The sequence below is a fragment of the Microbacterium yannicii genome (assembly GCF_024055635.1).
Taxonomy (GTDB): Bacteria; Actinomycetota; Actinomycetes; order Actinomycetales; family Microbacteriaceae; genus Microbacterium; species Microbacterium yannicii.
The window spans coordinates 126,237-151,298 of the sequence record NZ_JAMXMB010000010.1; the positions used below are offsets into that span (position 1 = coordinate 126,237).

19 protein-coding genes and 1 tRNA gene are annotated in these 25,062 nt (G+C 71.3%); 11 read left to right on the forward strand and 9 right to left on the reverse strand.

Features of this window, described 5'->3' with window-relative positions:
* Window positions 1-3: 3 nt before the first annotated feature.
* On the reverse strand, window positions 4-1,653 hold the full coding sequence (locus NCG93_RS05465) for a S1C family serine protease (protein ID WP_194415058.1): 1,650 nt from the start codon (window positions 1,651-1,653) through the stop codon (window positions 4-6).
* A gap of 115 nt (window positions 1,654-1,768) precedes the next feature.
* Between NCG93_RS05465 and NCG93_RS05470 the strand changes: the two genes are divergently transcribed.
* A complete protein-coding gene (locus tag NCG93_RS05470) occupies window positions 1,769-2,977 on the forward strand; it encodes an aminotransferase class I/II-fold pyridoxal phosphate-dependent enzyme (protein ID WP_194415057.1) in 1,209 nt (402 codons plus the stop codon).
* Between the two features lie 9 nt (window positions 2,978-2,986).
* On the opposite strand, the gene NCG93_RS05475 is transcribed toward NCG93_RS05470, so the two are convergent.
* Window positions 2,987-3,790, reverse strand: a complete 804-nt coding sequence (locus NCG93_RS05475) for a carbon-nitrogen hydrolase family protein (RefSeq protein WP_194415056.1) — start codon at window positions 3,788-3,790, stop codon at window positions 2,987-2,989.
* Entirely contained in the window at window positions 3,787-4,305 is a 519-nt protein-coding gene (locus NCG93_RS05480; protein ID WP_194415055.1) for a DUF6328 family protein, read from the reverse strand. Before NCG93_RS05480 ends, NCG93_RS05475 begins: the two co-directional genes overlap by 4 nt.
* Window positions 4,306-4,397: 92 nt before the next feature.
* On the opposite strand from NCG93_RS05480, the gene NCG93_RS05485 reads away from it, so the two are divergent.
* Window positions 4,398-4,471, forward strand: a tRNA-Met gene (locus NCG93_RS05485).
* Window positions 4,472-4,705: 234 nt separating this feature from the next.
* Here NCG93_RS05485 and NCG93_RS05490 read toward each other — a convergent pair.
* Entirely contained in the window at window positions 4,706-5,182 is a 477-nt protein-coding gene (locus NCG93_RS05490; protein ID WP_194415054.1) for a MarR family winged helix-turn-helix transcriptional regulator, read from the reverse strand.
* 80 nt (window positions 5,183-5,262) lie between these two features.
* On the opposite strand from NCG93_RS05490, the gene idi reads away from it, so the two are divergent.
* From idi to NCG93_RS05525, 7 genes are read left to right on the forward strand one after another with little or no spacing between them, the layout of a single operon-like run.
* On the forward strand, window positions 5,263-5,814 hold the full coding sequence (gene idi, locus NCG93_RS05495) for an isopentenyl-diphosphate Delta-isomerase (RefSeq protein WP_194415053.1): 552 nt from the start codon (window positions 5,263-5,265) through the stop codon (window positions 5,812-5,814).
* Window positions 5,811-6,866, forward strand: a complete 1,056-nt coding sequence (locus NCG93_RS05500; RefSeq protein ID WP_194415052.1) for a polyprenyl synthetase family protein — start codon at window positions 5,811-5,813, stop codon at window positions 6,864-6,866. Before idi ends, NCG93_RS05500 begins: the two co-directional genes overlap by 4 nt.
* On the forward strand, window positions 6,863-7,744 hold the full coding sequence (locus tag NCG93_RS05505) for a phytoene/squalene synthase family protein (RefSeq protein WP_194415051.1): 882 nt from the start codon (window positions 6,863-6,865) through the stop codon (window positions 7,742-7,744). Before NCG93_RS05500 ends, NCG93_RS05505 begins: the two co-directional genes overlap by 4 nt.
* Window positions 7,741-9,306 carry a phytoene desaturase family protein gene (gene crtI, locus NCG93_RS05510; protein WP_194415050.1) on the forward strand — a complete coding sequence of 522 codons (1,566 nt, stop codon included), beginning with the start codon at window positions 7,741-7,743 and terminating at the stop codon, window positions 9,304-9,306. The genes NCG93_RS05505 and crtI overlap by 4 nt, the downstream gene beginning before the upstream one ends.
* 2 nt (window positions 9,307-9,308) lie before the next feature.
* Window positions 9,309-9,662, forward strand: coding sequence for a lycopene cyclase domain-containing protein (locus NCG93_RS05515; protein ID WP_194415049.1), 354 nt, complete (start codon window positions 9,309-9,311; stop codon window positions 9,660-9,662).
* On the forward strand, window positions 9,659-9,982 hold the full coding sequence (locus NCG93_RS05520; RefSeq protein WP_194415048.1) for a lycopene cyclase domain-containing protein: 324 nt from the start codon (window positions 9,659-9,661) through the stop codon (window positions 9,980-9,982). The genes NCG93_RS05515 and NCG93_RS05520 overlap by 4 nt, the downstream gene beginning before the upstream one ends.
* A complete protein-coding gene (locus NCG93_RS05525) occupies window positions 9,979-10,872 on the forward strand; it encodes a prenyltransferase (protein WP_194415047.1) in 894 nt (297 codons plus the stop codon). Before NCG93_RS05520 ends, NCG93_RS05525 begins: the two co-directional genes overlap by 4 nt.
* Before the next feature lie 87 nt (window positions 10,873-10,959).
* Here NCG93_RS05525 and NCG93_RS05530 read toward each other — a convergent pair whose 3' ends face one another.
* Together NCG93_RS05530 and NCG93_RS05535 are read right to left on the reverse strand one after the other, a co-directional pair.
* A complete protein-coding gene (locus NCG93_RS05530) occupies window positions 10,960-13,896 on the reverse strand; it encodes a UPF0182 family membrane protein (RefSeq protein WP_194415046.1) in 2,937 nt (978 codons plus the stop codon).
* A gap of 94 nt (window positions 13,897-13,990) precedes the next feature.
* On the reverse strand, window positions 13,991-15,115 hold the full coding sequence (locus NCG93_RS05535; RefSeq protein ID WP_194415045.1) for a YlbL family protein: 1,125 nt from the start codon (window positions 15,113-15,115) through the stop codon (window positions 13,991-13,993).
* 144 nt (window positions 15,116-15,259) lie between these two features.
* Between NCG93_RS05535 and NCG93_RS05540 the strand changes: the two genes are divergently transcribed.
* A complete protein-coding gene (locus NCG93_RS05540; protein ID WP_194415044.1) occupies window positions 15,260-16,714 on the forward strand; it encodes a zinc-dependent metalloprotease in 1,455 nt (484 codons plus the stop codon).
* 778 nt (window positions 16,715-17,492) lie between these two features.
* On the opposite strand, the gene NCG93_RS05545 is transcribed toward NCG93_RS05540, so the two are convergent.
* Both NCG93_RS05545 and nudC read right to left on the reverse strand, forming a co-directional pair.
* Window positions 17,493-19,268, reverse strand: a complete 1,776-nt coding sequence (locus tag NCG93_RS05545) for an ATP-dependent helicase (protein WP_194415043.1) — start codon at window positions 19,266-19,268, stop codon at window positions 17,493-17,495.
* Entirely contained in the window at window positions 19,265-20,179 is a 915-nt protein-coding gene (gene nudC / locus NCG93_RS05550; RefSeq protein WP_194415042.1) for an NAD(+) diphosphatase, read from the reverse strand. The genes NCG93_RS05545 and nudC overlap by 4 nt, the downstream gene beginning before the upstream one ends.
* A 78-nt stretch (window positions 20,180-20,257) precedes the next feature.
* On the opposite strand from nudC, the gene NCG93_RS05555 reads away from it, so the two are divergent.
* A complete protein-coding gene (locus NCG93_RS05555) occupies window positions 20,258-21,616 on the forward strand; it encodes a phosphotransferase (RefSeq protein ID WP_194415041.1) in 1,359 nt (452 codons plus the stop codon).
* A 56-nt stretch (window positions 21,617-21,672) separates the two neighbouring features.
* Here the strand turns inward: NCG93_RS05555 and NCG93_RS05560 are convergent, their stop codons facing one another.
* Window positions 21,673-25,062, reverse strand: coding sequence for an ATP-dependent DNA helicase (locus tag NCG93_RS05560; RefSeq protein ID WP_425563547.1), 3,390 nt, complete (start codon window positions 25,060-25,062; stop codon window positions 21,673-21,675).

Here is a 25,062-nt window from a genome sequence, read left to right on the forward strand (position 1 = left end):
GGGCTACTGCTGGAGCGAGCCCAGCGTCACCTCGGCCGTCTGCGTCTTGCCGTCACGGACGTACGTGACCTCCGCCTTGCTTCCGGCCGCCGCAGCGCGGACCTGCGCCGTGAGGTCGGTGGCGTCGGTGATCGGCACGCCGTTGAAGCCGGTGACAACGTCGCCCGCCTTCAGGCCGGCCTCGGCCGCCGCACCACCGTCGGTGACCTCCGCGATGTACGCGCCGGTGATCGTGGAGTCCTCGACGGATGCCGCGGGCTTCACGCTCGCGCCGAGCAGGCCGTGCGTCGCCTCGCCGTTGTCGATGATCTCACCGGTGACGCGCTTGACGATGTCCGACGGGATGGAGAAGCCGACGCCGATCGATCCCGAGCCGTCGGAGGACGAGCCGCCCGCGGTCGCGATGGCCACGTTGATGCCGATCAGCTTGCCGTCGGAGTCCACGAGCGCACCGCCCGAGTTGCCGGGGTTGATCGCCGCGTCGGTCTGGATGACAGCGATCGAGATGGACTCGGTGGCTGTGCCCTGCTGCTGGCCCTGACCGAAGTCGAAGCGGAACGGGCCCTCCTGGCCGTTCTCCTGATCCGGAGCCTGCTCCTCCTGATCCCCGCCGTCGGGCGCGGCCGACGAGGCGATCTGGATCGAACGGTTGAGGGCGCTGACGATGCCCTCGGTGACCGAGTTCGCGAGGCCCAGCGGGGCGCCGATCGCGACTGTCGTGTCGCCGACGTTGAGCTTGCTCGAGTCCGCGAACTCGATCGGGGTCAGGTCCTCGGCATCCTTCAGCTTGATGACGGCCAGGTCGTACGTCGGGTCGGTGCCCACGACCTCCGCGTCGTACACGCGACCGTCGGAGGTCGTCACGCGGATCGTCGCGTCACCGGTGGCACCGTCGAGGGTCACGACGTGGGTGTTGGTCACGACGTAGCCGTCCTCGCTGAGCACGACGCCGGAGCCGGTCCCGCCACCCGACGAGCTCGTCGCCGAGATGGTGACGACGCTCGGCAGCACCTTCGTGGCGATACCGGTGGTCTGGTTGACCGAATCGGTGTCGTTGACGGTGACGGCGGTCGGCCCGGCGACGGGAGACGCGCTCACCGGCGCGAACCACGTGACGCCGGCATAGGCGCCACCGAGGCCAGCTGCACCACCGACGATCGCGGCAGCCACGATGAGGCCCACCACCTTGCCGGCGGCGGACTGCTTCTTCGTGGTCGCGGTCGCCGTCGCGGTGGGCGCCGTGCCGCCTGCACCTCCGAGCGGCAGCGTCGGCTGCGTGTCCGCCGGGCTGACGCCGAACGATGCGCCGGGGGCGGGTGCGCCCGGCGCCTGCTGGCCCGCGTAGGAGTGGGGATAGGCCGCGGGCTGACCGGCGTAGCCCTGCGGGCGGGCATAGGCCTGTGCACCGGTGGGGTACCCGGCCGGCGGCACCGGCGGGGCCGGCGGCACCGGCTGCTGGTGGGACGCGGGCTGCGCGGTCGGTGCGGCGTCAGCGCGCGGCGCGGGCGGGGCCGGCGGAGCAGCGGGCGACGGCGCAGCCGCGGCGGCCGGGGTCTCCGGCTCGGCGGGCGTCTGCGCGGCGGCCTCCGCGGCCGGCTGAGTCGGGACGGCGGGGGTCTGGTCTTCCGGGCGATCGCCCTGGATGTCGCTCATGATTGCTCCTTCTGCCAAGCACTCACCACTGTGCCCACAGATGCTGTGCGTTTCTTATGTCGTGAGTGGGACTCGCCTATGCAAGAGGGATGAGCCCGCCCGGTACGGTGAAGCGATGCGACAGATCCCCGGAGCATGGCACCGCACGGCTGCCGGTGCAGGACTCGTCGGCGCCGACGGTTCGATCCACCCCACCATCTTCGCGGAGATGTCGGCGCTTGCGGCGCACACCGGCGCGATCAATCTCGGGCAGGGCTTCCCCGACGAGGACGGACCCGCCGCGGTCCTCGAGGCCGCGCGCGAGGCGATCGCCAACGGTGTGAACCAGTACCCGCCGGGCCGCGGCATCCCGGATCTGCTGTCGGCGATCGCCGAGCATCAGGAGCGGTTCTACGGCCTCCGGCTGGACCCCGCTCGAAATGTTCTCGTGACGGCCGGCGCCACCGAGGCGCTCGCGTCCGCACTGCTGGCGCTGCTCGACGATCCCGAGGACGAGGTGGTCGTCTTCGAGCCGCACTACGACTCGTACGCCGCGGTGGTCGCGCTGGCGGGCGCGCGGCTGGTGACGGTGCCGCTGCGGTGGCCCGACTTTCAGCCCGACCTCGAGGAGCTGCGTGCCGCTGTCACGGACCGCACGCGCATCATCCTGGTCAACGACCCGCACAATCCGACCGGCGCGGTGTTCGACGCCGAGGTGCGCACCGAGATCGTGCGACTCGCCGAGCGCCACGACGCCGTCATCGTCACGGACGAGGTGTACGAGCATCTCGTCTTCGGAGCCCCGCACGTCCCGATCGCCACCCTGCCGGGAGCCTGGGAGCGCACCCTCACCATCTCGTCGGGTGGCAAGACGTTCTCGACCACGGGGTGGAAGATCGGCTGGATCTCGGGTCCGGCGCCGCTCGTGGACGCGGTGCTCGCGGTCAAGCAGTTCCTGACCTATGTGAACGGCAGCGCCTTCCAGCCCGCGATCGCCACCGGGCTGCGTCTGGGCGACGAGTTCTTCCGCGGCATCGCCGATGCCCTGCGCGCCAAACGCGATCTGCTGGGCGCCGGGCTGCGCGCCGCGGGCTTCGGCGTGTCGGAACCGGCGGGCTCCTACTTCACCGTGGCGGATGCCGCATCGCTGGGGGTGACGGATGCCGCGGCCTTCTGCCGCTCGCTTCCCGAGCGCGCCGGGGTCGTCGCCATCCCGCTCACCGCCTTCGCCACGCCGGCCCGGCGGGCCGAGTACGCCACGCTGGTGAGGTTCGCGGCCTGCAAACGGGTCGACGTGCTCGAGGAGGCGGCGGCCCGTCTCGCCGACCTCGCTCCCGCCGTCTGACGCGCCGGTTCAGCGCGGCTGGACGCGGAAGCGCCGCAGTGTCAGCGACGGGTTGACGCGCCGCACGCGCTCGATGGATCCGACGTCGAGATGCGCCACGGCGACGTCCGTCGACGTGCCGACGGCGGCGAGCTCGACGCCCAGCGGATCGACGATCAGCGAGTGTCCGACGCCCAAGGGCGGCGGGTGGTCGGCGGCGGCAACGAACACGGTGTTCTCGATGGCGCGGGCGTGCAGCAGCGTGCGCCAGTGGTGCTCCTTGAGCGGCCCGCGCACCCACTCGGCCGGGACGAGGAACACGTCCGCGCCCGCGTCGACGAGCAGCCGCCCCACCTCCGGGAAGCGCAGGTCGTAGCAGGTCATGAGCCCGAAGCGGAGGCCGTCGAGTTCGAAGGTCTGGGGCGGCGAGGCCTCCCCCGGCTCGACCCAGTCCGACTCGCGCTGGCCGAACGCGTCGTACAGGTGCAGCTTGCGGTAATGCGCGATCAGCCCGGTCCCGTCGACCGCCACGGCGGTGTTGCGGACGCGCCCCTCGTCGCTCGCGCGCTCCAGCAGACCGGCGACGACCACCACCTCCTCCGCCCGGGCGATCTCGCGCAGAGCCTGCACGAAGGGACCGTCCAGGTCCTGCGCGTTCTCGGCGAGCGACTCGTCGAACGGGTCGACGAAGAAGCTGGAGTACTCGGGGAGCACCACCACTCGTGCGCCTCGAGCGGATGCGGTCGCGACCAGGTGGGCGATGGCCTCCAGGTTCGCCGCGGTGTCGGCTGTCGGCGCGAACTGCGCGACCCCGATCGGGAGGGTGTCAGTCATCGTCGATCTCCGTTCGCGCGCAGGCGGACGCGCATGATGGCGGGCGCCACGAACCACAGCACGATGATGACCAGCGCCAGCGGAACGAGCGCCCACCAGGCGGCCGCTCCGCCGAGCACGACGTCGAACACGAAGGCCACCACGCCGACGAGCAGCACCGACACGGTCAGCAGCGCTGTGATCAGGGCGGCGTGGCCGTAGCGGACGACAGCGGGCTTCGCGCGCTGCTGGAACAGCACGCGATGAAGCGCGACGGGCGCGAGGGCCACGATCGAGCTGAGCGCGGAGAGGACCACCAGGCCGAGGTACACCGCGCGCTGGCCGTCGGACAGTTCTGAGAACGCCGGCTGGAACGCGAGGGCGAGCAGGAAGCCTGTCAGGATCTGCGTGCCGGTCTGGAGCACGCGGAGCTCCTGCAGCACCTCGTTCCAGTTGCGGTCTGCCCGCTCTTCCCGGGTCTCATCGCGACCGTCGACACGGTCGTCGAGGGGGTCGGTATCGCGGTCGCCGGGCATGCGCTCATCCTGTCGCGGAGGGTGGGAGCACAGCAACCCGAGCCGCCCGTGTTCATGAGCACGAAAAACCCGTGTTAGGCTATTCCTTGTGCCGCGGGGTGGAGCAGCTCGGTAGCTCGCTGGGCTCATAACCCAGAGGTCGCAGGTTCAAATCCTGTCCCCGCAACAGAACACGAAGAAGAGGGTCTCCCGCCAGAGAGACCCTCTTCTTCGTTTTCTCTTACGAGACCGGCGCCGCGAACCTGCTTCAGGGGGTCCCGCGCCGCAGAGGCTCCGCGCGCAACGCGTCAGCGGCGCGCGTGGAGGGGCGGCGTGGCCAAATCCTGTCCCCGCAACAGAAAACGGCGCCGCGAACCTGCTTCAGGGGGTCCCGCGCCGCAGAGGCTCCGCGCGCGACGCGTCAGTCCGGCGGATCCATCGCGTCGCTGAGGTCGTCCAGGAACCGGCCGATCACCGCGAGCTCGCCTTCGTCGTAGCCCAGCGCGACGGTGCGCATGGCGCGCAAGCGTTCCCCGAACACCCGGAAGAAGGCGTGCCGGGCATCCTCCGTCAGCACGACGACCCGACCCCGGCGATCGGTGGGGTGCGGGAGGCGCTCGACGTGCCCCGAATCGACGAGCCGATCCAGCAGCTTCGTCGTCGAGGCGGTGGAGATCCGCAGATGCCGGGCGATGTCTCGCGGGCTCACGGACTGCCCCTTCCGCTCCCGGATGACGAGCATCCGCAGCGCCGCCACATCGGTGGCGTTCATGTCCATGTCGTCCTTCATGCCGCTGTGCATGCGCTCCATCGAGTCGCTGACGGCGCGGATCGACGTGAGCACCCGCATCACGGCGTGCTCATGCTCGGTCTGCGGCTGCCAGCGCTCGGACATCATGGACGTTCCCTCCAACCCGTTGTAGCATCGCACACGAAAGATTGCTAGTTTCGCTAGCAATATCGAGAGGAAGTGATCGGATGCCCGACACCGACCACGTGGTGCTGCTGGACGACGACGGCAACCCGATCGGCACGGCGCCGAAGGCGAGCGTGCACGGTCCCGACACCGCGCTGCACCTGGCCTTCTCGTGCCATGTGCTCAACAGCGCGGGCCAGGTGCTGATCACACGCCGGGCGCTGGGCAAGCGCACCTGGCCCGGCGTCTGGACCAACTCCTTCTGCGGGCACCCCCGTCCGGCGGAACCGGTTCTGGCCGCCGTCCGACGGCACGCCGACTTCGAGCTGGGGCTCACGCTGACCGACCTGCGCGTCGCGCTCCCCCTTTTCCGCTATCGCGCGACCGACGCGAACGGCATCGTCGAGCACGAGGTCTGCCCCGTCTACATCGCATACACCGATGACGAGCCCGTTCTCAATCCGCTCGAGGTCGTCGACGCGCGCTGGGTCGATCCGGAGGCCATCGCCACCTCGCTCGAGGCGACCCCCTGGGCGTTCAGTCCGTGGCTGGTCCTGCAGGCTGAGCAGCTCCACCTGTTCGACGCTCCCACACGACGGCGCCGGGCATCATGATCCCGGCGGCAGCCGATCCCGATCTCCAGATCGCGATCGACGGCGCGCTGGCGAGGATCCGCGAGCGGGCGACGGAGCTCGGTCCCGCGTTCAGCGCCCTGGCCGACGCCATCACACGCGCAGCCCACGGCGGCAAACGGCTGCGGCCCGCTCTGGTCACCGCTTCCTTCGACGCATTCCGCGGCGACGATGCCAATGCCTCGGCCGCGCTCTCGGTCGCCGCGGCGTTCGAGCTGCTGCATACGGCTTTCGTCGTCCATGACGACGTGATCGACCACGACACGGTGCGCCGTGGAGTGCCGAACATCGCCGGAGAATTCCGCCTGCGCGCGCGCGACGGCGGGGCCGGCGCAGACGGCGCCGCGCTGCTCGGTGACGCGGCAGCGATCCTCGCGGGCGACATCCTCCTCCACGAGGCGTTCCGCCTCGTCGCCATGGCTCACACGGACGAAGCCACACGCGACCGGCTGCTCACCCTCCTCGACGACGCCATCCTCGTCTCCGCCGCGGGCGAGCTCGCGGATGTGGAGAACAGCGTCGCCACGCGGCATCCTTCTCGCGGCGCCACACTCGACACGGCTTTCAACAAGACTGCGGTGTACTCGTTCCGTGCTCCCCTCCAGGCGGGCGCACTCCTCGGCGGCGCGGACGCCGACGCACTGCGCGTGCTCGGCGACGCGGGCGGGCGCCTCGGACTCGCTTTCCAGCTGGTCGACGATCTGATCGGCGCGTTCGGCACGACCCAGCAGACCGGGCGCGACACCGGCCCCGATCTCCGTGAGAACAAGCGGACGCCGCTGGTCGCGCTGGCACGCGAGTCCGCCGCCGCAGGCCGTGTGGACGAAGCCCTCGCCCTCGCCCGTACGGGACCCGTGGCGGTCCGCGAGGCGCAGTCCGTTCTCGAATCGAGCGGTGCCCGCGAGCGCATGGTCGCGCTGATCTGCGAGACGCTCGATGCGGTGCGCGCCGCATCGCACGATCGGGCTCTGCCGGATCGCGCCGGTATCCTGCTGCGCACTCTCGCCGACGGCGTCGAAGGGCGAGTCCCGTGAGCGACACACGGAGCCGCACGGCGACGGGGCTCGCGCTGTACGACCGGGCAGCTGCGGATGCCGCCGCCACCGTGATCGCGCGCTACTCGACCTCGTTCGGGCTCGCGTGCCGCCTGCTCGGGCCGCGGCCGCGCCCGCATGTGCGCAACATCTACGCGCTCGCGCGCATCGCCGACGAGATCGTCGACGGGCCGGCCGCCGAAGCCGGACTGTCACCCGAGGCGATGGAGGAGGTGCTCGACAAGCTGGAGCAGGATGTGCTCGACGCCACGCTCCGCGGTTTCAGCTCCAACCTCATCGTGCACGCGTTCGCCGGCACCGCCCGCGAATGCGGGATCGGCCCCGACCTCGTGGCGCCGTTCTTCGCTTCCATGCGGACCGACCTCCACACAGTCCAGCACGACGCGTCGTCGCACGACGCCTACGTCTACGGCTCGGCCGAGGTCATCGGGCTGATGTGCCTGCAGGTGTTCGTCAACGCGGGCGCGCCGCATCCCGTCGCCCCCTCGGCCCAGCTCGTCGACGGCGCCCGACGACTGGGTGCCGCGTTCCAGGACGTCAACTTCCTGCGCGACCGCGCCCACGACGACACGGTGCTCGGGCGGGACTACCTCGGCCCCGCCGCCGGCGAGGGAGAGCGCGACGCCATCCTGGATCGCATCGACGCGGACCTCGCCGCGGCCGCCCGCACGATCCCGGCGCTTCCGGCCGATTGCCGTCGGGCCGTGACCGCCGCCCACGACCTCTTCGCCGAACTCGCCGCCCGATTGCGCGCATGCGCAGAAGGCGATGCGCGGGTGCGCGTGCCGGACACCGTCAAGGCGCGTCTCGCCGCCCGGGCGCTGCTGGGATTCGCTCCCCGGGAGGCGCGCGCATGAGCCTGCACGACTCACCGCAACGCGCCGTCGTCATCGGCGGCGGCATCGGCGGGCTGGCCACGGCCGCGCTGCTGGCCAGGGAGGGCTGGCAGATCACACTGTTCGAGGCTCGAGACGAGCTCGGGGGCCGCGCGGGATCGTGGGAGCACGACGGGTTCCGCTTCGACACCGGCCCCAGCTGGTATCTCATGCCCGAGGTCTTCGACCACTTCTTCCGGCTGCTCGGCACGACCGCCGAGCGCGAGCTCGACCTCGTGCCCCTTGATCCCGCCTACCGCGTCTACTCGGACCCGTCCGCAGGTCTCGAACCGCTGGACGTCCGATCCGGCCGCGCCGCCGCGACGGCGCTGTTCGAGAGCGTCGAGCCGGGAGCCGGTGCACGGCTGGACGCCTACTTGGACTCGGCGGCCGACGCGTACGACCTCGCCGTCAACCGCTTCCTGTACGACACCTACGAGACGACGGCGGGTCTGCGTGACCCGGCCCTGCTGCGACGGATGCCGCGGCTGGCACCACTGCTCACCCGCAGCCTCGCCCGCTACGTCGAGAGCCGCTTCGCCGATCCACGCCTGCGTCAGATCCTCGAGTACCCTGCGGTGTTCCTGGGCGGCTCGCCGTACGGCGTGCCGAGCCTCTACCACCTGATGAGCCACCTCGACCTCGACGACAGCGTGCTGTATCCGCGTGGCGGGTTCACCGAGCTCATCGCAGCCGTCGCACGCCTGGCCGAGGCATCCGGAGTCGTCATCGAGACCGGAGCACGCGTCACAGGGATCACGACGGATGCCGGGGCGGCGACCGGCGTCGAACTCGCCGACGGACGCCGTGTGAGCGCCGACCTCGTCGTCTCGGGTGCCGACCTGCACCACACCGAGACCCAGCTCCTCCCCCGCGCGGAGCAGAGCTACCCCGAGGAGTGGTGGCGCTCCCGCACGCCCAGCCCGGGCGCGCTGCTCATCATGCTGGGTGTGAAGGGCGCGCTGCCACAGCTCGCGCACCACACGCTGCTGTTCGCGCACGACTGGCGCGCCGGCTTCGACGACATCTTCGGCTCGCATCCGCGGATCCCCGATCCCGCGTCCCTCTACATCTGCCGCCCCAGCGCCACGGACCCCACCGTGGCGCCTCCCGAGCACGAGAATCTCTTCGTGCTCGTCCCCGTGCCCGCGGACCCCAGCCTCGGGCACGGGGGCTTCCATGGCGACGGCGAGCCGCGGATCGAAGCTGCCGCAGACCGCGTCATCGCGCAGATCGCCGACTGGTGCGGCATCCCGGATCTGGCGAGCCGCATCGTCGTACGCCGCACGGTCGCGCCGGGCGACTTCGCCGACGACCTGGGTGCCTGGCGGGGCAATGCCCTCGGCCTCGCCCACACCCTCGGGCAGAGCGCCGTGTTCCGCCCGCGCAACGCGTCGCGACGCGTCGACGGCCTGTCGTACGTGGGCGCGTCCACGCTGCCGGGCATCGGCCTGCCGATGTGCCTCATCTCTGCCGAACTCGTCGTCAAGCGGCTCCGCGGTGACCGGTCTCCCGGTCCCCTCGCGGAACCTGCGAGAGTGTGACGGTGCCCGGTCTCTACCTCGCGGTGATCCTCGCCTCCGCCCTCGGCGTGCTGCTCCTCGATCGACGATGGCGGCTCGCCGCGTGGGCGGCGCCCGGCCGGACGCTGGCCGCGGTGGGCATCGGCACGGCGTTCTTCCTGATCTGGGACGCCGCGGGCATCGCGGCGGGGGTCTTCGTCAAGGGCGACAGTCCCCTGCTCGTCGGCATCGACCTCGCGCCGCACCTCCCGCTCGAGGAGCCGTTCTTCCTGGCCTTCCTGAGCTACCTCGCGCTCGTCGCCTGGGCGGGCGCGCACCGCCTGCTCGAGCGTCGCCGGGCGGATGCCGCGACCTCGCCGTCGGAGGCGGCGCGATGACCTATCCGCTCATCGTCCTGCCGTTCCTGGCGATCACGGTGGTCCTCACGCTGCTCACGATGCGCCGCCCGGGATTCGCACGCCGGATGACAGCCTCGGCCATCGCCGCCGGCATCCTGGTCGTCCTCACAGCAGTGTTCGACAACCTGATGATCGCCGCGGGACTGTTCACCTACCCCGACGCGCTCATCTCGGGCGTGCGGATCGGCCTCGCTCCGATCGAGGACTTCGCGTACCCGCTCTGCGCGGCGTTCCTCGTTCCCGCCGTCTTCACGCTGCTCGGGAGCGCACCGACCCGGCGGCAGGAGGCACGATCGTGACCGCCGCACCCCCGCTCCGCGCCGGTGCCGTCGTGCGGCAGCTCCTGATCGCCTCACGACCGGTGAGCTGGATCAACACCGCCTACCCGTTCGCCGCGGCGTACCTGGTCACCACGCGTCACATCGACGCGACGCTCGTCGTCGGCACCCTGTTCTTCCTCGTGCCGTACAACCTGGCGATGTACGGGATCAACGACGTGTTCGACTACGAGTCCGACCTGCGAAACCCGCGCAAGGGCGGCGCGCACGGTGCGGTGCTCGACCGGCGACTGCACCGCGCCACCCTGTGGACCGCGGGGCTCCTGTGTCTGCCGTTCGTCGCGTACCTCGTCATCGTCGGGTCACCGGTGTCGTGGCTGGTGCTCACCGCGAGCCTGTTCTTCGTCGTCTTCTACAGCGCGCCGCCGCTGCGCCTCAAGGAGCGGCCCTTCGCCGACTCGGTGACCAGCAGCATCCACTTCTTCTCCCCCGCGGTCTACGCGCTCGTGCTGGCCGGCGCCACGTGGACGCTGCCGCTGGTCGCGCTCATCGTCGCGTTCGCGCTGTGGGGTGTGGCTTCCCACGCGTTCGGCGCGGTGCAGGACGTCGTCGCCGACCGGGAGGCCGGCATCGCGTCGATCGCGACGGCGCGTGGGGCGCGTTGGACGGTGCGCTTCGCGCTCGCCTGCTACGCCGCCGCGGGCGTCGCCATGCTCGCGACGACCTGGCCGGGGCCGCTGGCTGCGGGGCTCGCGGTGCCCTACCTCGTCACGGTGTGGCCTTACCGCTCCGTCGCCGATGCGGACGCCGCCACGGCGACGACCGGATGGCGGCGGTTCCTGTGGCTGAACCAGCTGTCCGGCTTCGTGGTGACGCTGCTGCTCATCTGGTACGCCGTACTCACCGGCTGAGCCCGCCGGCCTGTAGAGCGGGGCTGCCGCGCACCGATGGCGACGGGCCGCCCATCTTCCGATGGACGGCCCGTCGCGGCACCGGGTCTACTGCTGGTCGCCGAGTGCGATGAGCTTCTCGATGGCGGCGGTGAGCCTGGCGTCGGCCTCGCCGTACGCGGCCCAGTCGCCCTTCTCGAGTGCGGCCTGCCGGTCGAGCAGCGCCTGCTGCGCGTCCTGCAGAGCGGCCTGGTACTCGTCGGTGGGCTCGGTCGGGCCCGTGGGCTCCGTCGGCCCAGCCGATTCGGTCGGCCCGGGCGTCGGCTCGGGCGCCGGCGTCGCGCCTGGTGTGGGTTCGACGTCGGTGTCACCGGCGTCAGCGCCCGAATCACCGCCGAAGAGGGTGTCGAGCGCCTCGTTCAGCGTGTCTTCGAACGCGATGTCCTTGCCGAACGAGACCAGCACCTTCTGCAGCTTCGGCAGCTTCGTCGCGCCGGATGACTGCACGAAGACCGGCTGCACGTAGAGCAGACCACCACCGACGGGCAAGGTGAGCAGGTTGCCCTTCAGCACGTCGGAGTCACCCTGCTTCAGGATGTTGACGAACGACGACACCTCGGGCTGCGAATCGAAGTCGTTCTGCACCTGACCGGGTCCCGAGACGGGGGTGTCCGCGTCGATCACCAGCATCCGCAGTTTGCCGTAGTCGTCGCTCTTCACACCGGCTTCCGCCCCGGCGTTCGAGTTGACCGCGAGGTAGCCCATGAGGACGTTCCGGGCATTTCCTCCCGTCGATGACGGGATGAACGAGGTGAACATCGAGTACGTCGGCGCCTCTTCGCCCGGCATCTGCATCGTCAGGTAGTACGGCGGCTGCAGCAGCTGGTCGTCCTGCGGGTCGTTCGGCGTCTGCCAGCGGTTGTCGCTCTGGTAGAACGACCGCGCGTCGTCGACGTGATAGACGCCGAGGATCGTCCGCTGCACCTTGAAGAGATCCGTCGGGTACCGCACGTGGCTCATCAGGTCGGCCGACATCTTGCTGATCGGCTCGATGGTCGCCGGGTACACCTTCTGCCACGTCTGCAGGAGCGGGTCCTCCTCGTCCCACGCGTACAGCTTCACCGAACCGTCGTACGCGTCGACGGTGGCCTTCACCGAGTTGCGGATGTAGTTGATGTCGTCGACGGCGAACCGGGGTGCGGGGTTGCTGGAGTCCGAGATCGCCGAGGTCAGGCTGACGGTCGACGAGTAGGGGTAGTTCGCGCTGACGGTGTAGCCGTCGATGATCCAGACGATCCGGCCGTCCACGACGCTGGGGTACGCGTCGTTGTCGAGCGTCAGGTACGGGGCGACCTTCTGCACGCGCTCACGCGGGTTGCGGTCGTACAGGATCTGCGATTCGGAGTTGACGTAGTCCGAGAAGAGGATCTGCTCGGCCTGGAACTTCAGCGCGTAGACGAGCCGGTTGAACACGTTGCCGAGACTCGGCCCGCCGTTGCCCTCGAAGGTCGTCTTCTGCTCGCCCGAGGCGGCGTCGCCGCCCTCGGGGTAGTCCAGCTCCGCCGGCGGCGTTCCTTCCGGCGCACCGACGATCGAGTACGGCGGCGAGGACTCGCCGAAGTAGACACGCGGCTGGAAGTCATCCTGATCCGTGAGGAAACCGGCGGCCGGGATGCCGCGCTCCAGGAAGACCGGGTCGCCGTCGCCGGTGCGGTCGTTGCCCTTCGCGACCACGATGCCGTAGCCGTGCGTGTAGACGACTGCCGAGTTCTGCCAGTCTGCGGCGTTGCCGAGCTGGTCCAGGTTCAGCTCGCGCACCGACACGACGGTGTCCTGCGAGACGCCGTCCCGCTCGTAGCGGTCGACGTCGAGAGGATCGGCGAACTGGTAGTAGGAGCGGTACTGCTCGAGCTGGCGCACGTTCGGCGAGATGATCGCCGGGTCCATGATGCGCACCTGCGCGGTCGTGGCCGCATCGTCGCGCAGCTGGCCGGGCTCGGCATCCGTCACCGCGGCGAAGTCCTCCTGCTCGAGGCCGGAGACGCCGTAGGCCTGATGCGTCATGTCGACGTTGCGCTGGTAGTACTCCTCTTCGAGCGAGAAGCGGTTCGGCTGCACCTGGAAGGTGTTGACCACCCAGGGATAGCCGACACCCACGACGATCGCCGACACCACGAGCAGCGCGGTCGCGATGAGCGGATAGCGCCAGCGGCCGATGACCGCCGTGACGAAGAAGAGGATCGCGACGATGACGGCCACGATGGCGAGGATCGTCTGCCCGGGGATGATCGCGTTGACGCCGGTGTAGCCGGGGCCGGTGATGCGGTCGTCGGCGCCGGACTCGACGAGCGTCTTGTAGCGGTCGAGCCACAGGCTGGCACCCTGCACCAGCAGGTACAGGCCGGCGATCACCGCGAGCTGGATGCGTGCGGACTTCGAGATGCGCAGCTCCCGCTGCCCGACGCGCACCGAGCCGTACAGGTACGACACTAGTGCGGTGACGAGCAGGCAGATCAGCAGGACCGCGGACGCGAAGCCGATGAGCGAGCTCCAGAACGGCATGGCGAACATGTAGAAGCCGGTGTCGAGGTGGAACTCCGGGTCGGTGGTGTCGGTGGCGACGCCGTTGAACCACAGCCAGGTCGTCTCCCACTGCGCCGAGGCGGCGAAGCCGGCGAAGAAGCCGAAGAAGACCGGGATGCCCCACATCGCGAGGCGCCTCAGGGGCTCGACGACCTCCTGGTAGCGGTCGAGCTGCGAGCTCAGCCGCGCGTACACCGGGCGCAGGCGGTAGGCGAGCTGGATGGCCAGCCACACGGGCACCGCCATCCCGAGGAAGCCGACCACGAACATCACCACGCGGGCGACCCACTGGGTCAGCAGCACCTCGGTGAACCCGAGCTGATCGAACCACAGCCAGTCCGCGTAGAGGCTCGCGAAGACGAAGAACGCCACCACGAGGGCGGCGATGATCGCGAGCGTGATGGCGATCACGCGGCGGGTACGGGAGGGTGTGGCCGGGGTCGGCGACGAGGTCGTGGTCACCGTCCCATCCTAGGCGGCGGATTCCGGGCGGCCGCCTTGTCCTCCCTGGGCGAACTCTCGGAATCGCGCAACGTTTCGGGCACGATCCCCCGGCTCACTTGGCCGTGCAGGTCGGCAGCGCGTCGAGGTCGCCGCCATCGCGGACTGCGTCGAGGACGGTGAGCGCGTCATCGAGGTCCTCGACCGAGAAGACACGCAGATCACCGGGGATGTGGCCGACGACCTCGTCGCAGTTCGCCTCGGGGGCGAGGAACCAGTCGGCCCCGGCATCCACGGCGCCCCACATCTTCTGACGGATGCCGCCGATCGGCCCCACCTCGCCGTCGGCGGTGATCGTGCCGGTGCCGGCGACCTGCTCGCCGCCGTTCAGCTCTTCCGGGGTGAGCGTGTCGATGATGCCGAGGGCGAACATCATCCCCGCGCTCGGGCCGCCGACGTTGTCGAGCTGAATCGTCACGTCGATCGGGAAGTCGTAGTCGGTGATGAGGTTCACGCCGAGGATCCAGGTCGTCTCGCCGCCGGCCGTGGACTCCTTCGGGGTCACCTCGACGGTCTGCTGCTCACCGTCGCGCTCGATCAGCAGCGCCACCGGGTCGCCCCCGCCGTCGTTGATGACCTCGCGCAGCGCCGCCACGTCCGCGACCGGCTCGCCGTTCGCCTCGAGGATGAGGTCGCCCTCCTGCAGCACGCCCTCGGCGGCCGCCCCGTCGACGACCGAGAAGACCGACAGCTGCGCGCCGACGTCGTACCCGAGCTCGGTGAGCGCCGCCGCGGTCGCCTCGTGCTGGGAGTTCACCATCATCTGCGCGCTCTCCGCATTGCGGTCGTCCGTCGACTGACCCTCAGGGAAGATCGCATCGACGGGGAGCACTGCCTTGCTCGGGTCGAACCACGCCATCGCCAGCTCGAACCATGACGGCGTGCGCTCACGGTTGCCCTGCACCTGCACGGTCAGCAAGTCCAGCGAGCCGTCGGTCGGGTAGGTCTGCGCGCCCTCGACCGAGATCAGCGGCACCTCTTCGCCGTCGGCATTCTCCGCGCTGCCGAGGGTGTTGTAGACCGGACCGGGCCGCTGGATGACGTATGAGGTCGGCAGGAAGGTGATGATCAGGAGCACCACCATCGCCACGGCGAGCGCCCACACGCCGGCGAGCGTGCGCCGCGACATGCGCGGTCGGGCGGCGGGCTCGATCGTCGTGTTCTCGTCGAACAGGGCCACGAGGGACCTCTCTTCCGTGCCTTGTCGATGTGTGCCGGGTCGTTCGCGACCGGCGTAAGGCGGAGGGGTCCCTGCCGGGGAGTGCGTCGGATGCTGCGACTAGCGTAGAGCGCAACGTCATCGACCGGCTGAAAGGCGGCTGAAGTGGCAGACGACGAGACCCCTGGCGACGGACCCAGCCCCGAGGACGACTTCCAGGAGCTCATCCGCCGGCTTTTCGGTGGTTCCGCGGGCGAGGTCGATCCGGAGCAGCTTTCACGACTCTCCGGCATGAACATCGATCCGGCCATGATGCAGGCGGTCATGCGCCAGCTGCAGGGCGCGTTCGAGAACGCCGACGAGAGCGGCATCTCGTGGGACATGGCGAAGCGCCAGGCGCTGCACATCGCCAACCAGGAGGGCCTCGGCGTCACCGCCGGCCAGCGCACCGATCTCGATCAGGCGTTCTCCCTGGCGACCCTGTGGCTGAGCGAGGCGACCACCATCTCGGACCTGCCCGCTCCGCCGGTGACGCTGACGCGCGGCGCCTGGGTCGAAGCCACCCTCCCGGTATGGGAGGAGCTCGCCGCCCCCGTCGCCACGAGCATCGCCGATGCGCTCACGACCGCGCTGAGCGAGCAGGCACCCGAAGACATGCAGGGGCTCGTGCAGGGGGCGGGACGCCTCATGCGCACGGTCGGCGGCTCGCTGTTCGCGTCGCAGCTCGGGCAGGTGGTCGGCAACCTCTCCAAGGAGGTCGTGAGCGGTGGTGACGTCGGCATCCCGCTCATGCCGGACGGTGAGGCCGCCATCCTCCCCCAGAACTTCGCCGATTTCGGGCGCGACCTGGAGGTCCCCGACGACCAGCTCGCCCTCTACGCGGCCACGCGCGAGCTCGCTCACGCGCGCCTGTTCCGCCACGCCCGATGGCTTCGCCTGCACGTGATCTCGCAGGTGACCGACTTCGCGCGAGGCGTGCACGTCGACACCGACGCGCTCGAAGATCTCGCCACACGATTCGACCCGTCCGAGCCGGAGGAGCTCCGCAGGGCGATCGAGAGCGGCGCGCTGCTGCCGGCACGCTCCGAGGCGCAGGACGCGGCCCTCGCCCGCCTCGAGAACCTGCTCGCGACCATCGAGGGCTGGGTCGAGGTCGTCACCGAGGATGCGACGTCGCGGCTGCCCGCAGCGCAGCGCATCTCCGAGGCGGTGCGCCGCCGTCGCGCGGTCGGCGGCCCCGCGGAACGCGCGCTCGGCTCGCTGGTGGGGCTCGAGATCCGCCCCCGCCGCATGCGCGAGGCCGCAGCGATGTGGCGGGCGGTGACGGATGCCGTCGGCCCCGCCGCGCGCGACGCCCTGTGGGACTACCCCGACCTCATGCCTGCTGCCTCCGACATCGACGATCCCGCCGCTCTCGTCGCCCGCCTCGAGGCGCGGGCGCGCGGCGAAGAGCCCGTGCCCGATGAGATGGACGACGCGCTCGCGCGCCTGCTGGCCGGCGAAGAGCTCGGCGAGTCCGCGGCCGAGGACGGATCCGCCGCCCCTGCGTCTCCTGAGGGGCCGGACGCCTCCGAGGACGACGGCGGGAGCAGCACGCCTGACGATCACCGTCCGGTGTGACGCCTCGCGCCCGCGGCGGCCCCTCCTCCCCAGGTTGGGATGCGATCCGATCGGCGGTCGGGCCTGTGGATACCGCCCGAACGCCGCACCCGCTGGGGCAGGATCGGCCGCATGCTGCGACTCGACCCCGCGTTTCCGCCGGTGTGGCGGACCGACACCGCCCTCCAGTTCGGCTCCGAACCGGTCGGGATCCTCGATGATCCCCAGCCGTGGCAGCAGCGTGTTCTCCGCGAACTCGAGCGCGGCATCCCGGACGGCGCGTTCGTGCCTCTGGCACAGGCCTTCGGCGCCCCCGATGCCGCGGCTGCCACACGGTTCCTCACCCGCATCCGCCGTGCCCTGACGACGGACCCCGAAGTCCCGCGCCGCGTCACGCTGCACTGCGCCTCCGACGTGCCCGAGCAGCAACGCGACGCCGTTGGCACGGGCCTGGCCGCGGCCGGCTACGACGTCGGGACGGCTCACCGCTTCGACCCGGTCGGGATCTCAGGCAGGGATGCCGCGGCGGTGGTGTTCGTCGTGCACCGGCTCGTCGCGCCCGGCACCGCCTCCGGCCTCATGGCGGCAGACGTCCCTCACGTTCCGGTGGCCCTGACCGGCTCGGGGGCCGAGGTGGGGCCGTTCGTGAAGCCCGGGAGCACGGCGTGCCTCGCCTGCGTCGCCGCGCAGCGCCGCGACGACGACCCGTCATGGCCGGCGGTCGCGGCGCAGCTGCTGGGGCGCCCGGTCGAGACCGAGCCGGCGGTGCTCTGGGAGGCGGGCATCGTCGCCGGACGGCTCATCGCGGACCGGGCGCGGAACCCCTCGGCGTCGCGGACGCGGTCGGTGATCCTGCGCGCCGGCTCCCTCCACCGGAACGTGCGGTCGCACCGCCCGCACGCAGAGTGCCGCTGCCGATCTCTCGGAGGAACCGCGACGGCTGCCGCTCCCGTACGCCTCGAGACCACGTCAGCGACAGCGTTCGCCCGGCTCGCGTGATGCCGACGTATGCCAGCCGCCGCTCCTCGTCGACCTGCTCGAACGTCGTGGCGTACGAGATCGGCAGCAGCCCCTCAGCCACGCCGATCAGGTGCACGTGCTCCCATTCCAGGCCCTTCGCCGCGTGCAGCGTGGCCAGGGTCACCGTCCGCATCGCCGGCTCGTCGTGCACCTTCGCCCTGGCCGTGAGCTCGTCCGTGAAGGCGCGCAGCGTCGTGCCGGCCGGCGCCTCCTGCGCGAGGCGCAGCAGTGCGGCGCGGGCCTCCCAGGCGTCGCGCAGGGCTCCGCCGGCCTCCGGCGGGTCGTCGGTGAGGCCGCGGGAGCGCAGGATGTCTCGCACCGTGTCGACGAAGCCGCTCTCGATGGGGGCGACCGACGCCGCCCGCAGCTCCATCACGGCCTGCCGCACCTCGGGCATGTCGAAGAAGCGCCGACCCCCGAGCACCGTCGTGGCGATGCCGGCGTCCGCGAGCGCCGCAACCAGTTCCGCGGACTGCGCGTGCGAGCGATAGAGCACCGCGATGTGGCCGGGATCGGCACCGGCGGCGATCTGCGCGCCGATCTGGGCCGCGACAGCACGCGCCTCCGCGCGGTCGTCCTCGAACGCCGTCACGGTGGGTACCGGCGGCGCGGGCTCCGCGGATCGCGAGGCTGCCGCCGTCAGGTGCAGTGCCCCCGGCCGCCCGCGCATCAGTTCGTTCGCGACAGCGAGGATCGGCGGATCCGATCGGTAGTTCGTCTCGAGTCGCACGACCCGCGCCCCTTCGAACCGCGTCGGGAAGTCGAGGAGGAAGGAGGCGTCGGCACCCGCGAACGAATAGATCGTCTGACTCGCATCGCCCACCACGCAGATGTCGCGCCGGTCCCCGAGCCACAGCTCGAGCAGACGGTTCTGCAGCGGTGACACGTCCTGGAACTCGTCCACCGTGAAATGGCGGTACTGCTCGCGCACCGCCTTGGCGACCTGCGGCTCGGCCTCGAGCATGCCCGCGCACGCGAGGAGGACGTCCTCGAAGTCGAGCTGCCGCCGCTCGTCCTTGAGCTTCTCGTAGGCATGCTGCAGCGCCACGACGCGATCCACGCCGAGCCGCCCCACCCCGTTCGGGCGGGCCTCGACGTAGCCGTCGACGCTGAGCATCGAGACCTTGCGCCACTCGATGTCGGACGCCACGTCGCGCAGCGTGGCCCGGTCGGGAGAGAGGCCGATGCCGTCGGCCGCGTGAGCGAGCAGCCGCACCTTGTTGTCGACGATGCCCGGGGCGCTGTCTCCTGCGAGCGTCGGCCAGAAGAAGTTGAGCTGGGCCAGCGCCGCGGCGTGGAACGTGCGCGCCGCCACGCCGGCCACGCCCATGGTGCGCAGCCGGCCGCGCATCTCGCCCGCGGCCTTCGTCGTGAAGGTGACGGCCATCACACGGCCTGGCGAGTAGGCCCCCGTGTCGACGCCGTGGGCGATGCGGTGCGTGATGACGCGGGTCTTGCCGGTGCCGGCGCCGGCCAGCACGACGACGGGTCCTCGCAGCGCGGTGACCGCCTCCCGCTGGTGCTCGTCGAGCCCAGCGAGCGCGTCGGTGCTCATGGCCGCTCCGCATGCCAGTCGGCGATGAGGCGGTGCGCGATGGAGGCAGGGCCGGGCAGCACGACATCGCCGCCGCCGGCCAGCGCCGTGCCGATCTCGTCGCGTGTGAACCAGCGGACCGCGGCGATCTCCTCACCATCCGCCTCCGCGGCGGCGTCGTCGAGCGCTGAAGCGAGGAAGCCGACCATGAGCGACCGGGGATACGGCCATGCCTGCGAGCCCTGGTACGAGACCACGCCGACGTCGACGCCCGATTCCTCCGCCACCTCCCGGCGCACCGCCGCCTCGAGCGACTCGCCCGCCTCGACGAACCCGGCGAAGCACGAGAAGCGGTCGGCACCCCACAGCGCGTTGGAGCCCAGGAGCAGCAGATCGGGATCGACTGCGCTCGTGATCGCCACGATCACGGCGGGGTCGGTGCGGGGGAAGTGCTGGCGACCGCAGTGCGGGCACTTGCGCGACCACCCGCTGTCGCCGAGGTTCGTCAGCGTGCCGCACGCGGGGCAGAACGGGGCGTCCAGCAGCCACCGCCCGAGGCTCAGCGCTTCGACGAAGGCGCCGGCATCCGCCGGGGAGAGCGCGGCGCCCACGGCGCGCAGTCCCGCCCAGCCCGCCGGGGCGGCGAACAGTTCCTCCTCCTGGGCTGCGAACACGGCGGCGAGCAGAGCGCCCCCGTCCTCGCCGCGACCGAGAAAGGCCCACTCGGCTCCGGCAGGTACCTCAGCAGCCACGCTCCAGAACAGCGCATCGGGTGCGGCCAGTGGTGCCGCGTCGCCGACGATGACGAGCACGCGAGTGGCGGCATCCGCCCGGGACACCTCGATGAGATCGGGGGTGAGACGCTCTGCGGCAGCGCGATCGAGACCGGGACGTGCCAGCGGAGGGATGCTCGTACTGTCGGGCGCCGTCATCGGAACATGCTCCGCTTCGTCGTTCAGGGCCGGGCGTGGCGCGGGGACGGACGAGCGCGACCGACCTACCCTGGGCACATGGCACGCTCACCCCTCACTCTAGCCGCGTCGGTCACGTCGGCTCTGCCGCGGGTCGGGGTCGTCGGGGTCGGAGCCCTCACGGAGGGATCGACCGGCCGCTACGACGCCGCCGTCGCCGACCTGGACGACGGCCGGCGCGTCGTCGTGCGCGTTCCGGCCGACCCGTCGGCAGCGCCCGAGCTCGCCGCCGAGGCGCGTGCGCTCCGCGCACTCACCCCGGGCGTCCGCGGGCTGCTCCCGTTCCGCGCGCCGGAGCTGCTCGGTGAGGCGGGCCTGGGCGACAGCCGCGTGGTCGTCGTCGATTTCCTCCCCGGCTACCGCGTCGATGCCGCACACCTGCCCGCCGGTCGCGGCGCGGCCACCTCCCTGGGTGCGGCACTGGCCGCCCTTCACGCCCTGCCGCATTCGATCGTCAAGGGCGAGGGACTTCCGGCCCGCACGCCAGCGCAGGTGCGTGCCGACGTCACGCGCCTGATCGACCGTGCCGTGGCGACCCGGCGGCTTCCGGTGAGCCTCGCGCACCGCTGGCATCGTGCGGTGGACGCCGACGAGCTCTGGCGCTTCGAGTCGGCCGTCATGCTCGGCGGCGCGGGTGCCGCCTCATTCCTCTTCGAGGATCTCGACGGGGTGCCGACCGTCACCGGCCTGCTCGAATGGCATGGGCTGTCGATCGGCGACCCTGCCACCGACCTGCAGTGGCTCGCGTCGGCGCCCGAAGCCGCGGATGACGTGTACGCCGCCTACGTCGCCGCAAGCGGCCGCGCCCCCGACGCGCGTGGCCGCGAGCGCGCCCGACTGTACGCGGAGCTCGAATTCGCGAAGTGGCTGGTGCACGGGCACGACGTCGACCGCGAAGACATCGTCAGCGACGCCGTGGAGCTCCTGGAGTCGCTGGCCACAGGAGTCGCCGGTGACGACATCGTGTCGGATGCCGCGCTCGACGTCGACGACGCCATCGCGCTTCTCGAGCGGACGCCCGGTGCCGCGGCGCCGACCGTCGACACGTCGATGCAGACCGATGCATACGACCCGGAGGAGCTCGCGCAGTGGGTCGCCGATGAGCCGACCGATACCGGCCCTGTCGATCGGAGCGCCGGGAGGTTCGACACCGAGGAGCTCACCGAGGCGGACCTGGCGGCCTTCCGCGACGAGGCCCGTGCCGGCGCGGGCGCGGGCTCACCGTCTCCGGAGGCGCCGCACGCCTCCGACGACGTCTCGACCGCGCCGATCGCCCTTCCGCATCTGTCCCCCGCGCCGTTCCCCCTCGGGGCCGACCGCGAAGACATCGCCGGAACGGATGCCGCCGAGGCGGAGCGCGCCTCCGAGGCGGCGCTGCGTCGCTGGCGGGCCGAGTGATCCTGCGCGCTCCGTGCTGACATCGCCGGCTCTGGCCGCCGGCCGGCGATACAGCGTCAGCCGCGGAGGATGACGTCCTCCGCGACGTAGTAGAGCGCGACGTCGATCTCGTCGAGGGGCACGCCGTGCTTCGCGTGGTAGGCCCGGCGGTAGAGCTCGAGCTGCAGCATCCGCTCGTCCTTCTCGGCGGGCGTGCGCGGAGCGACGCCGGTCTTCCAATCGACGATCTCGATCCTGCCGTCGCGGTCTTCGCGGCGGTACACGGCATCGAGCTTGCAGATGACGATGTGCGGCAGCCCGTCCGGTCCGATCGTGGTGAAGTCGATCTCGGTCTCGACCTCGATCGGCCGGCGCGATGCCCACTCCGACCCGAGGAACCGCTCGCGCAGCGCCGCCAGGGCCGCGGCGTCCTCGACGGAGGCCTCGCTGTTGGACGGATCCGTGCCAGGGATCTCGTCATCGGTCTCCCACAGCGCGTCATCGAGGGAACCGCCCAGGCCTGCCCGGCCGGAGCGCTGCTCGACCCACGCGTGGAACAGCGTGCCGAGGCGGGTCTGGCGGAAGGGGCGCTCGGGCATCGGCCGCGCGATCGCTGCCAGCGTGCCGTCGAGGTCGGCGACGTACTCCTTGTAGCGTGATGCGGCGATGCGGGTGGGCGCCGTGTGGACCGGCCGCGCGCGCCGGGCATCGCGCTCGGCGAGGAGGAGCGCAGCCTGCGGGTCGAGCACCGCGCGCGGTGCGGCGGACTCGGAACCGAGAGCGTCGTGCGCCGCGTCGACCGCGCGCGCCGCCGTCTCCACGGCCGTCCGGCGTGCTCCCAGAGGATCGATGGGCCACTGCAGCACGCGGCGGGCTCCCTGGTACGGATCGTCGCCGACCTCGTCGTCGGTGAGCGTCACCCCCAGCGCCTCGGCGATCTCGGTGAAGAAGACGCTGCGGGATCGGGGCCGCTTGGTCCCGGACCATGTCGCACCCGTGAGAAGCAGGTGATCGCGGGCCCGGGTGACGGCGACGTAGGCCAGCCGGCGGTCCTCCTCGAGCTGACGGTTGCGGTTGGCCTCGACGAACGTGTCGATGGCTTCCTTCAGTTCCTGCTGGGTCTGCGCGGACTGCCAGCGCAGCACGGGCAGCCATGCCGAGTCGCCGCGGAACGCGTACGGCAGCACACCGAAGCCGAGCCACGCCTTGGTGTCACGGGGCGCGCTCGGCAGCTCGTCCTTCACCAGGCGCACCACGGCGACGGCGTCCCACTCGAGGCCCTTCGAGCCATGGATCGTGAGGAGCTGTACGACATCGTCCTCTGGAGGCTCCGTGCGCGGCGCGAACTCGTCGAGCTGCTCCGCGTGGTCGAGCCAGGCGAGGAGGCTCGACAGCGATCCGGTCTCGTCAGCGGCGAGGAAAGCGTGCACCTCGTCGACGAAGGCGCGCAGCTGCGCCGCCGCGATGCGGGCCGGCCCCCGGGACTCGTTCGCCGCGAGCTCGATGTCGAGCCTCAGCTCCAGCTCGATCAGCCGCACGAGCTCGGGGATCGGCATGCCGCTCGCCTGACGCAGTCCCGCGAAGACGGATGCCGCATCCCGCAGCCGCTCGCGGGCCGAGGGGGTGAAGCCCGCCAGCCAGCCGTGGTCGGGCCGCTGCCGCAGGACGAAGTCGAGCGCGTCGACGAGTGAGCCGTCGTCGTCGCCGGCGCTTCCGCGAATGCGCTCGACGACTTCCGGCGCCAGCGGCTGCAGGGCGGCGTCGTGGCGCGCGAGACGACGCGACAGTGCCGCGAGCTCGCGCAGATCGGGCAGGCCGATCGCCCAGCGAGGCCCCGACAGCAGGCGGATGAGCGCCGACCCCGCGGACGGATCGCTGATCACCCTCAGCGCGCAGACCACGTCGACCACCTCGGGGGTGGAGAGCAGCCCGCCGAGGCCCAGGATGCGATGTGGGATGCCGCGGCGCCCGAGCGCGTCGCCGAAGCGGACCATGTGCTTCTTGCTGCGGAACAGGATGGCCCCGGTCGTCGGACGGCCATCCTGCGCGCGGGAGGCCCGCACGCCGGCGAACCACTCGGCCACGCGATCGGCCTCGGTGTCGAGATCGGAATCGAACCCGAGTTCGACCACGCCTGCAGGCGCGCCCGGGCGGGGGCGCAGCTCTTCCACCGCCAGCGACGCCGATGCGGCGAGCGGCGCCAGGACCGCGTTCGCCGCCGTCAGCACGGACGCGCTGTTTCGCCAGCTCGTCAGCAGTGCGTACTGGGCGCACCCCGCGCCCGGCGAGAACGCGTCAGCGAAGCCGCCCAGATTGCCGGCGCTGGCCCCGCGCCAGCCGTAGATCGCCTGATGCGGGTCTCCGACCGCCATCACGCCGGTGCCCGCGAAGAGGGCCGCCAGGAGGTCGGTCTGCGCCACCGAGGTGTCCTGGTACTCGTCGAGGAGCACCACGCGGTACCTGTCGCGCAGCTCGTCCGCCACGACGGCGTGGCTCCGCACCACCTCGAGCGCGCCGGCGACCTGATCCGAGAAGTCGATGACACCGAGCCGCAGCTTCTCGGCGGCGTACTCGCGGGCGAGATCGGCGAGGAGGGCCAGGGCCTCGACCCGGTCGGCCGCGTCGGCCACATCCGCGTACACCGTCGTCCGCCGGTTGGTCGACGGCAGCTCGCGGACGGTGCGGAAGCGCTCGGGAAAGCCGGCGAGGGCGTCGAAGTCGACGAGGTTGTCGACGCCGTCGCGGGCGATCCGCAGCGCCGCGTCCACGATGGAGCGCACGGCTTCGCCGCGGTCTTCGAGGCGCGGGTCGTCCGATGCGAACACGACGCGACGCATGAGGAGCCACGCGGCGGATTCCGAGAGCACGGCGGCTTCGGCATCCCGTCCGATCCTCAGCGCGTGCTCGCGCACGATCTGGTCGGCGAAGCTGTTGTAGGTCGCCACCGTCGGGCGATGCAGCAGCGCGTCGTCGGACGAGTCCTGGGGCACCGCGTCCGCGGCGCGCGCCAGCGGCTCGAGCAGCCGGTGGCGCTCCGCCGTCGCGCGCGCACCGTCGACGCCCGACCGCTCGAGGTCGCCGAAGGCGTCGAGTGCGCCCGCCTCCGCGAGTCCGGGAAGCGCAGGCAGCAGACCGTGCCGCTCGAACTCCGCCAGACGCGCGAGACGCTTGTGAATGCGCTCCGCCAGTTCTCCCGCGGCCTTGCGGGTGAATGTGAGGCCGAGCACCTCGTCGCGGCGGACGATGCCGTTCGCCACCAGCCATACGACCCGCGCCGCCATCGTCTCGGTCTTGCCGCTGCCCGCGCCCGCGACGACGAGTGCCGGTGCGAGCGGCGCCTCGATGACGGCGGTCTGCTCCTGCGTCGGCGGGAACTGGCCCAGGGCGGCGGCGATGACGCGCGCCGACAGCGTCGGGGTCGGCAGGACGGCGTCATCGGCTCCGGACTGCACCCGAAGACCCTGCAC